At 37.2% G+C, this 14,225-nt stretch carries 11 protein-coding genes; 1 reads left to right on the forward strand and 10 read right to left on the reverse strand.

Features of this window, described 5'->3' with window-relative positions; translation table 11 throughout:
- Window positions 1–62: 62 nt before the first annotated feature.
- The 6 genes from ABE34_RS10080 to ABE34_RS10105 all read right to left on the reverse strand — a co-directional run bounded on the left by ABE34_RS10080 (window position 63) and on the right by ABE34_RS10105 (window position 6,279).
- Complete coding sequence (locus ABE34_RS10080) at window positions 63–821, reverse strand: protein phosphatase 2C domain-containing protein (RefSeq protein ID WP_346655548.1); 759 nt, start codon at window positions 819–821, stop codon at window positions 63–65.
- Window positions 814–1,266, reverse strand: coding sequence for an HIT family protein (locus ABE34_RS10085; protein ID WP_197142215.1), 453 nt, complete (start codon window positions 1,264–1,266; stop codon window positions 814–816). Before ABE34_RS10085 ends, ABE34_RS10080 begins: the two co-directional genes overlap by 8 nt.
- 143 nt (window positions 1,267–1,409) lie before the next feature.
- Window positions 1,410–2,594 (reverse strand): iron-containing alcohol dehydrogenase, encoded by a 1,185-nt coding sequence (locus tag ABE34_RS10090; protein ID WP_197142217.1) that lies wholly within the window; start codon window positions 2,592–2,594, stop codon window positions 1,410–1,412.
- Window positions 2,595–2,610: 16 nt separating this feature from the next.
- Window positions 2,611–3,372 (reverse strand): 3-hydroxybutyrate dehydrogenase, encoded by a 762-nt coding sequence (locus tag ABE34_RS10095; protein WP_197142218.1) that lies wholly within the window; start codon window positions 3,370–3,372, stop codon window positions 2,611–2,613.
- 12 nt (window positions 3,373–3,384) lie between these two features.
- A complete protein-coding gene (locus ABE34_RS10100) occupies window positions 3,385–4,701 on the reverse strand; it encodes a GntP family permease (protein WP_197142220.1) in 1,317 nt (438 codons plus the stop codon).
- 57 nt (window positions 4,702–4,758) lie between these two features.
- Entirely contained in the window at window positions 4,759–6,279 is a 1,521-nt protein-coding gene (locus ABE34_RS10105; protein WP_197142222.1) for a CoA-acylating methylmalonate-semialdehyde dehydrogenase, read from the reverse strand.
- A 267-nt stretch (window positions 6,280–6,546) separates the two neighbouring features.
- Here ABE34_RS10105 and ABE34_RS10110 point away from each other — a divergent pair, with 267 nt between their 5' ends.
- The gene (locus tag ABE34_RS10110; protein ID WP_197142224.1) at window positions 6,547–7,161 is read left to right on the forward strand and encodes a TetR/AcrR family transcriptional regulator; all 615 of its coding nucleotides are present in this window, start codon (window positions 6,547–6,549) and stop codon (window positions 7,159–7,161) included.
- Between the two features lie 141 nt (window positions 7,162–7,302).
- On the opposite strand, the gene ABE34_RS10115 is transcribed toward ABE34_RS10110, so the two are convergent.
- The 4 genes from ABE34_RS10115 to ABE34_RS10130 all read right to left on the reverse strand — a co-directional run bounded on the left by ABE34_RS10115 (window position 7,303) and on the right by ABE34_RS10130 (window position 14,213).
- On the reverse strand, window positions 7,303–9,306 hold the full coding sequence (locus ABE34_RS10115; protein WP_197142226.1) for a putative bifunctional diguanylate cyclase/phosphodiesterase: 2,004 nt from the start codon (window positions 9,304–9,306) through the stop codon (window positions 7,303–7,305).
- Between the two features lie 28 nt (window positions 9,307–9,334).
- Window positions 9,335–11,491: an RNA degradosome polyphosphate kinase gene (locus ABE34_RS10120; protein WP_206700591.1), complete on the reverse strand. Its 2,157-nt coding sequence runs from the start codon at window positions 11,489–11,491 to the stop codon at window positions 9,335–9,337.
- Window positions 11,481–13,034 carry a Ppx/GppA family phosphatase gene (locus ABE34_RS10125; protein WP_197142228.1) on the reverse strand — a complete coding sequence of 518 codons (1,554 nt, stop codon included), beginning with the start codon at window positions 13,032–13,034 and terminating at the stop codon, window positions 11,481–11,483. Before ABE34_RS10125 ends, ABE34_RS10120 begins: the two co-directional genes overlap by 11 nt.
- Before the next feature lie 276 nt (window positions 13,035–13,310).
- Window positions 13,311–14,213: a chemotaxis protein gene (locus ABE34_RS10130; RefSeq protein WP_197142230.1), complete on the reverse strand. Its 903-nt coding sequence runs from the start codon at window positions 14,211–14,213 to the stop codon at window positions 13,311–13,313.
- Between the last annotated feature and the right edge of the window lie 12 nt (window positions 14,214–14,225).

Raw genomic sequence — 14,225 nt, forward strand, 5'->3', positions numbered from 1 at the left:
ACTCCATTAATCTTGATTACTTGCTCTAGTAGCTTCCTTTGAAATATGCACTTTCCAGAAAACTATGGTAGTGCTATCTCTAACACCATTTTTTTGATATTTTTTAACATGGACCAAATGCTTTCTTTATCGTTAGCGATACAAAAGGAATTGTAAATGTTAATTGGGCTAGCGTATGGTTCATGAGGACATTCAAGTAAGCCATCTGTAGTTAGAAAAAGACGATTTTCTCCTTTTCTTAATTCTTTAATTCCTACACTATAGCAAGGGACGTCCTGTTCAAACGTGTTGACTTGTCCTATCCATTCGTAAAATTGCCTTTGATTTAATTGAAACTGACCTAATGCAGCCAATTCTTGGTGAAATAAAAAAAGAACGCAGTCTCCAACTGAAAACCACCATACGTATTTATCCTTTCTTACAACAATTAAACACGCAGTTTCTCCAGTAATATTGCGGCACATAGATAAGAACTTTTCAGCTTGAAATATAGTTAAAATTTTCTCTTCAATCCTTTTAAAGGTTTGACGATTTGTCGGTAAAGATAATAAATGTGTAAGTTCATTTTTATGATCAAGAAATTGTTCGATAATTATTTGGGCACTCTCTGATGTATTGTGAGCGTCTAGTAAAATGGAAAATTCCCATTCTTGCTGTTCATCTAGCCATACTAAACACCCGTCTTCGTTTTTATATTGTCCTGCATCGGAGTTACCACCATATCGTCCAACAATAACATGTTTAATTTGATAAAGATTTGGATGATCTATGAAGTTGTCTTGGCTCCCTATCCAGCTAAAATCTTCAATAAATTCACTCATATGCATTATTCTCAAAATATGTTTTTATTCGAGTACAAAGTTTAACAACCTCTATATTGTCACCCATAGGGGCATTTTCCCAATCATACACATCATTTGGTCCCCAATACTGTTTAGGCGTATTCGGATATCGAGGAACTAGATGCATATGCAAATGTGGCACTGAGTTTCCAGAAACCAATGAATAGATATGCTCTGCATTCTCACACTCCATTATTGCCTTACTAACCCTAGCCATAATAACACCAAATGCTTTTGCCTCTTCTATAGTCATATCTCCAAGTGTAGGAACATGTCTTTTTAAATCAATCATTATATGACCTAAATAATTTGGTGCTCCACTTCTGTCTATATGCCCAACATAAACATTTTCATCTTCATAAATCCTTAACTCTGAAGCTTGAATGTTGCCAGCATGCTTATTGCAAATAAAACATTCCTCCATTACTCCCCTCTCCTTTGTGAAATTTTCAAAATTATAACACATCCATTAATAATTTGGGATATTTTTTCCAAATCAATAAAAAATAGAGTTACAAACTACATATGAATTTGTAACTCTATTTTAGACAGTCTCTTTTCGAATTCCTAAAACTCATAATGGTAAGCAATTTTATAAAGCTCCATTAACTCTTCTTGTGTTGGAACTTTAGGGTTATTTCCGGGGCTACCGCTGGAAATTGCATCAGCTGCCATTTTTGGAATAGCATCGTAAAACGCTTTTTCATCAATTCCCCATTGTTTCAAATTCCCTATATCCATCTTCTTGCACATTTCCTTAATTGAAACAATAGCTAAATCGGCAAGCTCTTCTTGAGATAACTGCTCATTTTCTTTATTGAAAAACTTGCCGAGATCCGCTAGCCGATCGACACAAGCATCCTTTGAAAATTCTAATACTGCTGGCAGAAGCATGGCATTTGAAATACCATGTGGTACATGGAATAGCGCTCCTATTGGACGAGACATGCCATGCACTAAAGCGACAGAAGCATTTGAGAATGAAAGACCTGCTTGCATTGAGCCTAGCGACATCGCTTCCCGTGCATCAATATCGTTTCCTTGCTCATAAACTTTTAAAATATTATTAACGATTAGTTCCATAGCTGATAATGCAAGGGCATTCGAATACGGATGTGCTAATCGAGATAAATAACTTTCAATGGCATGACTTAATGCATCGATACCAGTCGCCGCAGTAATGGATGGTGGAGATGTAACCGTTAAAATCGGGTCAACAATAGCTATGTTTGGCATAAATGCGGGCTGCTTAATCATCATTTTTACTTCATTTTTCGTATTAGTAATGACGGTTGCATCTGTCGCTTCTGAGCCAGTTCCCGCTGTTGTCGGTATTGCGATATGTGGAATCGGTGCTTGCTCTGCAATTTTTGCCATTTTCATATAATCGCCAATGTAGCCACCATTCGTTGCGACTACTGCGATAGCTTTTCCTGTATCGATACAGCTCCCGCCACCGACGGAAATAATAAGATCACAACCCTCAGACTGTAAAATATGAAGCCCCTCCGCTACATACGTATCTACAGGTTCCGTTGTTACGCCTAGATATGAAAGCGTTTCCAATCCATTGTCTCTTAAGAATGTGCTACATTGATCAACAAAGCCTAAGTGATCCATGATCGGATCACTAACGATAAGTGCTTTAGTCCCTAATTTTTTTGCATATACGCCTACTTCTTCAAAAGAATCTCGTCCATAAATGATTGTTCCTGGTGAATGAACTGTATAGATTGTTTTTGTTTGAATCATATTTCACCCTCCTAAGCTATTGTGCTGTATAACCGCCATCCAAAAGTATTGCTTGGCCAGTTATACCCTTTGCGATATCACTAGCTAAATAAAGCGCAAGTCCTGTAACTTCTGATACATCTAGTAAGCGTTTTTGAGGAACGAGTGGATATAACACCTGCTCAAGCACTTCTTCTACTTGAATTCCCCTTGTCTTTGCCAAATCCGTAAACTGATTACGCACTAATGCTGTATCGACATACCCTGGACAAATGGCATTCACGGTTATCCCCTCAGTTGCAACCTCTAGTGCAGCTGCTTTCGTTAAACCGACAAGCCCATGTTTTGCGGCATTGTATCCAGCTTTACCGGCAAACCCAATAACACCATTAATAGATGCCATGTTAATAATGCGTCCAAACTTATTTTTCTTCATATGTGGTAAAACATATTTCATCGCAATAAAAGGCGCAACAAGCATCACCTTTTGCATAGATTCGAAGATTTCAGTCGCGAAATCCTCTATAAGAGAAACATGCTGAAACCCTGCGTTGTTGATTAAAACATCTATTACCTTAAACTTTTTAACAGTAAAATCAATCGCATCACATATTGCTTGTTCATTTGTAACATCGCATGTGTATGCAGTTAATTGCGGATTATGCTTCATTGCCTCTGCTAAAAGCTGTTCATTTATATCTGTTATCACTACATTTGCTCCCTGTTCAGCAAACATTAATGCCATAGATAACCCGATACCACGAGCTGCTCCAGTAATAAAAACTGTTTTTCCTTTCACCTCAATTTCCTCCTACATTCCTAGTGAGAATAATATAATTGCGATTATCGTACCTATGATTGGTATAATGACGGTTAAGGCACCAAATGGCATATAAGCATCTTTATGCTTTTCATTGCATACCGAATTGATAGTTGTTACTACATAACCGCCATGCGGCAATGAATCGAGAGACCCCGACGCAATTGCAATTGTACGGTGTAATGCTTCGGTATCAACTCCCATGTCAATATAGTGAGGCGCAAGTAAAGGCATTGCAATTGTTTGACCGCCAGAAGCTGAGCCAGTTAAACCAGCTATTACAGCAATGGCTAATGCACCGCCAAATAACGGACTGCCAGGAATATTAGTCATAACGTCAACAGTTGCCACAAATGATGGTGTAGCTTTTACCACACCTCCGAAACCAACCACTGCTGCTGTATTAGCAATAGCTACAACAGCACCCATAGCACCAGCTCCTAGTGTGGCACCGACAGATTTTGAATATTTATAGCTCACTAAATAAGCAGTAATACATCCACTCGTTAATGCCACAATTAAAGCTGAAGTTCCAAGAGAATTATGGAACACAAAGGAAATACCTAAAACTACTAATAAGGGTACAATACTTAAAATTGGACTCGGAAGCTTACGAGATTCATCAACTACTGGGTCCTTAGATCGTTCTATAAATACCTCTCCGCCTTTTACTGCACGTTTGATCATCCAATTTAGCCACAGTGAACCACCAATCGCCATAAAAATTGCAACAACTATACTTACTTCCCATCCAGCATATGGAGTTGTACCAAGGTATGGAATAGGAATCCAGTTTTGAATTTCCGGTGAACCTGCTGAGGTCATCGTAAAGGTAACAGAACCTAAACCAAGTGCAGCAGGTATAAAGCGACGAGGAAAATTCGCTTGCTTGAATAAACTGATAGCCATTGGATAGACCGAGAAGGCTACGATAAACACTGAGACACCACCATACGTTAGTACAGCTGCAGCAAGTACTACTGCATAGGCTGCATATTTCACGCCAATTTTTTCTACAATCCATTTAGAAACACTATCGGCCGCCCCAGTATCCTCCATTACCTTTCCAAAAATAGCACCTGCCATGAACATTAAATACCATGAACCAACGAATCCCGTAAATCCGTCCATATAGCTTGTTAAGAAGTTAGTCTGATTCTCATCAGCTGTTTGTGGAAAAAATGCTAGACCATTCGTTACTGCCGCTATCAATGCTGTCAACGGCGCTGAAATTAGTAAATTTACGCCCCTCATCGTTAAATACACGAGTAAAGCTAAACTACCAAAAAGCCCAACGTATTCTAACATCCCATCCTCCTCATTTTCTTTTTGAAAAAAGAGCTGTAAAAGAACACAGCTCTTCTATTAGTCGTTATTACTTGGGAATGCAAACGTAGATGCTGTCGATACTTGACCTGTCATCCATCGTTCTGATATTGTTTTTGTTTTTGTAAAGAAGCGTGCCTGATCGGGACCAAACATATGGCCTTCTCCAAAGCGAGAACCTTTAAATCCAGCAAAGTTATGGTAACCAACTGGAATAGGAATTGGTACATTCACGCCAACCATCCCAACATCGATTTCTGTTGTAAATTTACGAGCTGCTAAACCGTCATTCGTAAAGATTGTTACGCCATTTCCAAGCTCATGCTTATTAATAAGTTGGATGGCTTCGTCCAATGATTCAACACGTACAACATTTCGAGCTGGACCGAATATTTCTTGTTCGTAAATTTCCATGCCTGGTTTCACGTTATCTAGCAATGTTGGCCCTACAAAGAATCCTTTTGACTCTTTGACAATGTCTAGTTCACGACCATCACAAATAACTGTCGCACCTTCAGACTCCCCTCGTTCGATAGCAGCAATAATCGCTTCCTTCGATTGCTGTGAAATGACAGGCCCAAAATCTGTCTCAGGATCTGTATAGGAACCTACCTTCAAGTTAGAGATTTTCACCTTTAAGATTTCAACAAGACGATCTGCTGTATCCTTTCCTACAGGCATAATTGTTGAAATGGCCATACAACGTTGAGAGGCTGCCCCATAAGCTGCTCCGATAAATGCATTTGCTACCTGATCAAGATCTGCATCAGGCATCACAACCATATTATTTTTCCCTCCACCAAGAGCTGTAACACGTTTACCGTATTTCGAGCCTGTTTCATAAATATATTGGGCAACTGGTGTCGATCCTACAAATGAAATTGCTTGTACATTTGGGTTTTCTAATAGTTCATTCACTGCATCTTTATCCCCGTTTACTACCGTCCAAATACCATCTGGTAACCCAGCTTTTTTCCAAAGCTCGCTCACATACAAGGCTGTCATAGGAACACGCTCGGAAGCTTTTAAAATAACTGCATTGCCGACAGCAATTGCCATACTTGTTTGCGCTAAAGGCACCATGATTGGGAAGTTAAATGGCGAAATAGCCGCTACTACACCTAATGGAAACTTTGCAGAGTAGGCATTAATATGACCACCGACATTGACAGAATACTCCCCTTTCATTAAATGAGGCGCACTAATAGCTAAGTCAACAGACTCCAAACCACGTGTTATTTCACCTTTCGCATCCTCAATTGTTTTGCCGCTCTCTGTACAAATAATTTGTAAAAGCTCCTCCATATTTTCAGTAATAAGGTTACGGAACTTTAATACAACTTCAGCACGTTTAGCTACTGATGTATCTCCCCAATGTGGAAACGCTGCCTGTGCTTTATTAATAGCCTCCCGAGTTTCTTCTACAGTTGCAAGTGGCACCTTAGCAATTACCTCACCCGTCGTAGGATTGTATACAGAACCAAAGCGACGACTTTTTCCTTCCACAAGTTCTCCACCAATGAAATGTGTTAATGTTTTAACCTCATGTGCTGTTGTCATATTTATTGTCCTCCTTTAAAATTGTTCAATTTTTTAAACTTAAATAAAATGCAGAATATCATTCATTCTTGAAAATCCAATGCACCCTAGCCAACTCAAGTCTTTTATCGTAACATTAGTACGAGAAAATCCGAATGACCACAGTCATTGACTCCAGTCATTTAAATCATAATCAAATTAATTCCATATCGTCAATCAATATTTTTGTATTTTCAGATTTTTTAACTAGAACATCTTAATATACTTAATTCGGAGGAATATAAGAACATGAATCCACTAACAAGCCGTCAAAAAAAGGCATTAGAAACACGGGAAAAATTACTTAAAACATCTTTAGATTTATTTAGTAAACATGGATATGAACATGTATCCATTGAACAAATTACGAAAGCATGCAATGTATCAAAAGGAACATTTTACACTTATTTCCCATCCAAGTACGATGTTATTTTAGAAAAATTTAAGGAACTCGATCGTTTTTATAGCACTGTAGAAAAAAATATCGACTCTTCTTTACCAGCAAGCGAAAAAATTTTAACGCTTTATCAAGAGCAAATGAAGTATTTAACGAACGTTGTGGGAAAAGATTTATTGCGCACAGTCTATACTGCGGCGATGACAAGTCAAGTGGAACAAGATCATTATTTAATTAGTCCACAAAGGAAAATATTTCAAATAATAAATGCTTATTTAGAGGATGGCATTCGACTAGGAGAATTTCGTCAAGATATGCAGGTTAATCAAGTGCAGGCTATTATTCAGCGTTGTATGCGTGCAAATGTCTATGATTGGTTAATTCATAATGAAGACTTCAATTTATCAGTGGAAATGGCGCAATTTACGGCTATTGTGCTTGATGGATTAAAAGCGGAAAATAAATAACTATTAGAGGTTGCATAGGTGGAAAGCGCATGAGCATGAATAGCTCGGAGAAATGACCAGGTACGTACTCACTTCCCAAAGCTCTACAACAAAGTAGCACTTCATCATGAATTGGATGAAGTGCTACTTTGTTTGTTGGCTTTAGCTAACAAAATATTTATTAACAATGGTTTCTACGGGTAATGGCTTGTTATATAAATAACCCTGTCCTTTTTGGCATTGATGGCGTATTAGAAAATCTACCTGTGATAGTTCCTCGATTCCTTCAGCTACGACCTCCAACCCTAAATTATGGGACATTGAAATAATGGCTTTAATAATAGCCTCATTTTTATCATCTTTAGTAATATCCGCTATAAACGATTGGTCGATTTTTATAATATCTATCGGATAACGTTTTAAATAGCTTAAAGATGAATAGCCCGTCCCAAAATCATCAACGGAAACATAAACACCTAGCTGCTTCAATTCGGTTAAAATTGAAAATGTTTCATGGACATTCGTCATGGAGCTTTCGGTTATTTCCACCTCTAATAATTCAGGTGGCACATTATATTTTTTCAAGGCAGCTTTAATTTTCCGAGCAAAGTTTTCTTTTCTAAATTGTTTTGGCGAAATATTGATAGCAATTCGTACTGGTCGATAGCCATTCATCTGCCACTCTTTTTGATAGCGACACACCTCGTCAATAATCCAATCACCGATTTCAATGATTAAGCCTGAAGCCTCTGCTATGGGTATAAACTGTGCAGGAGACACAAAGCCAAATTTCCGGTTATTCCATCGTAATAATGCCTCAAAGCTATTAATACTGTTATTCTTTAAATCCATTTGTGGCTGTAAATGAATACTTAATTCGTTAAATTCGATAGCACGACGTAAATGCGCCTCCATTAGTGCCTCATTTGGAAAAATGGTTGTCGTATCTTCACGATAGTAACGGTAGTGTGAACGACCATGGTCTTTTACAGAAAATAATGCTTTATCTGCTTTACGTATAAGTGTTTCTAAATCTTTGCCATCCGCTGGACTAAGGGAGATACCAATCGAAACGCTAATAAAATATTCCTGCCCATCAATCATGAATGGCTGTTTTAATGCATCTAAAATAGCGTTGGCCGTCTGTTCAATTTTGTCGACGGTTGTATCTTTTAGAACAAAAATAAATTCATCGCTATTATAACGATAAAACGAACATTTGGAGTGACAGAGCTCACGAAGTCTTTGGCTAAACATTCGTATAAGTTCATCACCCTTACTTTCACCAAGGGATTCATTAAATTTTTTAAAACGATCAATATCCATCAAAATAATAGCTGCTTGCTTATTTTGCTTTTTATCATTTAAATGCTGAAGCCACTGTTCCTTTAAAGCCTTACGATTCCAAATACCCGTTAATTCATCCATTAACGCTAGGTAATAAAAGGCTTGATGATCATTCATAAATGAGGTTGCGTCTTTCACAAATAAATGTACACCTATAATTTCACCATTAAAGTATGTTGGATGCGTTCGTAAATAAAATGGTTCTTTACTTAATAGTTGTTGTTTAAACAAGCATTCTGGCATACCAAATGCTGAGCCCTCAATTGTTTTTGCAAATAGTAATTTAAATTCGTCGATATACTTACTCTCTAATAATGAAAAAATATTTTGTCCGATCAAGCTTTGTTGTTCTTTTAACAACTGAGAAGTGGCAAAAATATTTTGATGAATAATGCGACCTTGTAAATCAGTCGTTAACACCGGACATACATGCTGTTCCACAAATTGCAAATAAGGTTCTACTTCATTTTGTTTCTCACGTAGAATAACTGCTACAACTGAATTTTCTAAGTGCTGTACACGAGCAGCAAATGTTTTTACTTTGTGCTCCGTACATACTTCTAGCCTTTGCTCTAGATTCAATTGTTGTTGTACTATATTCGATAATTGTAGCCAGCATTGCTCCGTAAAAAATTGTTCAGCATTGGTAGCTTTCACATCTTGTAGCTTCAAAAATGACGGTAGTTTATCGTTAAAATTAACGACTTCAAACGCTTTTGTACCCACTTTTCTCAAACATACGACCGCATCAAATGGATTAAGTTGTATGATTTGATGATAGTCTGCAAATTGCGCTACAATCTCTTTATATTTTTTCATTATATCCCTCACTAAGTAGCGTGTTTGCTTATTCTTCGTCTAGCGTAGGTTTTAGTGCATCCTTTAGGAAAATTTCTTGACTATTAATTGGATCTTCACCACGATCAAATTCTTTATAATGATATTTTCCATTGGAGTCTTGAATACGAGCTTTTGCTGTATCCTCAAGTTGTGTATTCATAATGTTAATAATACGAGCCTTTGCTTCGCTTGCATATACTGGGAATAAAATTTCCACACGTTTAATCATATTACGAGTCATCATATCCGCCGAAGACAAATATACTTTATTTTCCCCGTTATGATGGAACCAATAAATACGCGAATGCTCGAGGAAACGACCAACAATGCTCGTTACTGTTATGTTTTCACTAATTCCAGGGATGCCTGGTCTAATGCAACAAATACCACGAATGATCAGCTCTACTTTCACACCTGCAATGGATGCCTCATATAACTTCATCATTAAGTCTTTGTCCGTTAGTGAATTCATTTTAGCTCGAATAAAACCATTACCATGCTTCTTATGACAGGCAATTTCCTCATCCATTAAGCGGATAAATTCATCTCGAATATCAAACGGGGCCACAACTAAATGATTAAAAGTTGGTTTTTCTGTATAACCACTTAAATAGTTAAAGAAGTTAGTGGCATCGATGCCAAATTCCTTATCTGTCGTTATGATACCCATATCTGTGTAAATTTTTGCAGTTGCATCATTATAATTTCCTGTACCAAGATGAACAAAGCGCTCAATTTTTCCATTACGACGACTTACAACGAGCGTTATTTTCGAATGTGTCTTTAAGTTATTCATGCCGTAAATAACAAGGCAGCCAGCTTGCTCAAGTTGCTTTGCCCAAAGCACATTATTTTCTTCATCAAAACGTGCTTTTAATTCAACTAAAACTGTTACCTGTTTACCATTTTCTGCTGCAAGCTTTAAGGCTTGTATAATGGGTGAATTACCACTTACACGATATAAAGTTTGTTTGATCGCTAAAACATTCGGATTAACGGCCGCTTCTGCAATAAAATCTACAATTGGCGCAAATGATTCAAATGGATGATGGAAGAAAATATCTTGTTGCAGCGCTTTTTCGAAAATATTTTCATCCGATTGCAAATCTAATGGTGGCTGTGGGATAAAGCTTTCATATTCTAAATGTTCTCGACCAACAGATATACCTTTTACAAAAGAGAACATAAATGTTAAATCTAGCGGTCCATCTATATGGAAAACATCCGTTTCTTCGATTTCAAATTCATCTAATAAGTATGTAAGAACTTCCTCGCTCATCTCGCCCTCACGAACTTCGAGACGACTACCTACACCCCATTTACGTTTTTTCAGCTCTTTTTCGATTTCTACAAGTAAATCTCTTGCACCTTCTTCATGAATCGTTAAATCAGCATTGCGTGTCAAACGGAAGGCCTGAGCTGATTTGACACTGTAACCATAAAAGAGCTTTTCTATATGCGCTACAATCACGTCTTCTAATAAGACAATAACCGTCTCTCCATCTGCTGATGGTACTTTAATATAACGATCTAAAACAGATGGAACTTGTACAATAGCTACCTTTTCACGATTCTCTATGTCCGCTTCATCTTGCTCTAATAAAACAAGTAAATTTAATGTTTTACCAAGCAAAGTTGGGAAAGGACGGTACGCATCTACAGCTACGGGTGTTAAAACAGGGAAGATTGTTTCTGCAAACATTTCATTGATAAATGCTTTCTGTGCACTATTTAAGTCTTTCATGTCTGCGATATGTACATTATGCTGTGGTAATAAATCATATATTAAGTGTCTGTAAACTTCAGTTTGTCGGCGTACTAAGGCTTGCGTTCGTTCTGCAATTTTTGCTAATTGCTCTTTTGGTGTTAAGCCTGACTTATTTTCGGGCTTATGGAAACCTGCACGCACTTGATCCTGTAGACCTGCAACACGCACCATGAAAAATTCATCTAAATTCGAACTAAAAATTGCTAAAAACTTCAATCGTTCTAGCAGAGGATTATCGATATCCTCTGCTTCCTCTAAAACTCGTTCATTAAAGGCGAGCCAGCTTAATTCACGGTTGTTATAGTATTGCGGTTTAGCGATTTCCTCTAGTAATCGACCTTGTATTTCTGTTGATCCCTTTTCATTTAACTGATTATTCGTAATTTCAGTTGTCATAATTGTTCAACCCTACTTCCACAAAGTTTATTTTTATCGGTATCTTTAGTGCGCGTTCTAGATGTTTTTTTTGTCGGTTTGCTTGGTATTTTTCAGCGGCCGCATTGTTTTTCACATAGATGCTAAGCTGTACATAATCCTCTTTTGTTTGCATCTTTATAGTTTTAACTATTGTTCGTTTAGACACATTTAACGCATAGACAAATTTCAAAAAAGCACCAAAGTCTCGTATTTTACGATACTCCTCACGATTCATCCATTCTGTAAACGGAGCAGCGAATCGCTGATAATAATCTTTATTTTTATACGAAGCTAAAAGTGCTAATTTTACACGTTCCTTATGACTTAACCCATCGATAGATTGGTTCGCAATTAAATAAAAAGTATGCTGACTTGCCGAACTTAACTCAATATACTCCCCAATATTAAACACCCTCGCCGCTTTCGATAATAAGTGCAAATCTTTGGGATGATGTTGTAAATAACCAAAGTGGCAACATTCACGGTACAATTGATCCGTTAAACGCATCAAATAGTCCGCTTCTTCTTCAGAACGACCATACTGACGAGCAAATCTTTTAGCGTTTCCCTCAAACACATTGTATTTATCAAACGCACTTTTATCTGTTTGTAAAATACGCTGTATAACGAGCCCTTCTCGCAAACCCTTTTTTGTTATCTGGAATAATTCACTTCCAACAACTTCCATTAACACATTAAAAACCTCTAATGCAGGAACGATGATATCCGCACGATCTGTCGAAAGCCCATCTAACTGTTTTAAATCATGAAAGCTCAAATTATTTAAAAATACACTGAGCTCATCTAAATTGCCCTGCGTCATTTCGTAACCATGTACACTTGCGATTGGATATGCATGTTTTTGTTGATGAATTTGGGCAATATTTCGAGCACTGCCGCCAATAGCAATAATCGGTAAACCGATATTCTGAATCCATGAAAGTGATTTGAACTGTTCTTTCACAAATGCAATAAGTTCTTTTTTTTCACTGCCATTCATAATCTCGCCCTTTACGAAACGTTGCTTTAAAGAAACTGTACCAAACGGGAAACTATGAGATCTCTGTAATTCTTTATTTCCAAATAGCGTTATTTCTGTACTACCGCCACCAATATCGATCGTTACAGCGGACTTAGTGCCTATAGAATGCGCCACTGCAACAAAGCCATAATATGCCTCTTCTTCTTCAGTTAAAAGCTCTATTTGAATGCCTGTCTGTTTTTTCATTAAGGTCAGTATTTCTTCTCTATTGGTTGCCTGACGGATTGCAGCTGTTGCAGCAGCTTTCACATCAGACACTTCATAATCATCAAGTATTGCTTTATAAGTTAATAATGTTTCTGTTAATACTTTTATACCTTCTTCAGACATTTCACCAGAGGGCTGTAAATATGTACGTAGACGTGCAACCGTTTTAATATTTCCAATCTCACGAAGTCCCTCCTCTTTATCATATCGATACAATACTAAGCGAATGGTGTTTGAGCCAATATCGATAATAGCGGTTTTTAATTCATTCAAATAATCACTTCCTTAGCGAAAATGCATAGTATTAATAGATCTACATCGAATATTGAGGTGAGCCGCAATGTCGGTACTCGAACATTCGGGTGCTCTCCTCTTTTCGTCGACTAATGGTTTGCCTTCCCCGTTGTATATTATTTTTCCCTAGTCTCATGCATCTATACAAAAAAGCCGGAGCCTAAAAGAGGCATCCGACTTTCTTACATTATTAATATACTTTCAGGATACCTATTATTAATATTATGAAGTACCTTTTCCAACTTTAATTTTATTTTATATGATAAGTTGGTCGATTCGTAAAATAAGCTCCGTAATTTCTGGCTTACTAATTTGATCCTCTGCACCTACTTGGTCACCTTTATGACGAAGATCATCCGTAATTAAGCTTGAGAAAATAATGACAGGAAGCTTTTGGAGATCTGGATGCTCCTTTATTTTACGCGTTAAATGATGACCATCCATTTGTGGCATTTCTATGTCCGTCACAACTAATTGAATATGCTCGGCTACATCGCTACCACTTTTAACGATAGCTTGGAGGTATTCATAAGCATCATGGCCGTTTTCAAAGAATTCAACATTCTCATAACCTGCTTCATTCATAGTATCGAATAAGAGCTTACGTAGTAATGGTGAATCTTCTGCAATTAAAATTCGTTTTTCAGAACGCTCACGTTTACCAAGCTTTTTAACGGCTTCTACACTAATACCAGAGTCTGGATTTATGTCTACCATAATTCTCTCGAAATCAAGCAATAAAATCATTTGCTCGTTTTGCTTAATAACACCAATAACTTGTGATGTTCCTCCCTGATACATATCCGAAGGCTTCTCGATCTGATTCCATGAGATACGGTGAATCTGTGTTACATTATCTACATGAAATACTACACGCTGTTTATTAAACTCAGCTACAATATATTTTTGCTGAGAACTACGCTCTTGACTTTGAATACCTAATACTCGGAGCATATCAACTACTGGTAATACCTCTCCTCGTAATTGAATAATCCCTTCTACATGCGGGTGCGCGTGTGGAATAAATGTTACTGGAATCGGTTGAATAATTTCTTTTACTTTAATAACGTTAATACCAAATTTATTATTAGCTACTTCAAATTCAACAATTTCTAGCTCATTTGTGCCACTTTCTAATAATATACCTTTATGTTCCAAAGCAACCCCGCT

Origin of the sequence: Lysinibacillus sphaericus (assembly GCF_015844675.1) — a bacterium.
GTDB classification, from domain to species: Bacteria; Bacillota; Bacilli; order Bacillales_A; family Planococcaceae; genus Lysinibacillus; species Lysinibacillus sphaericus_E.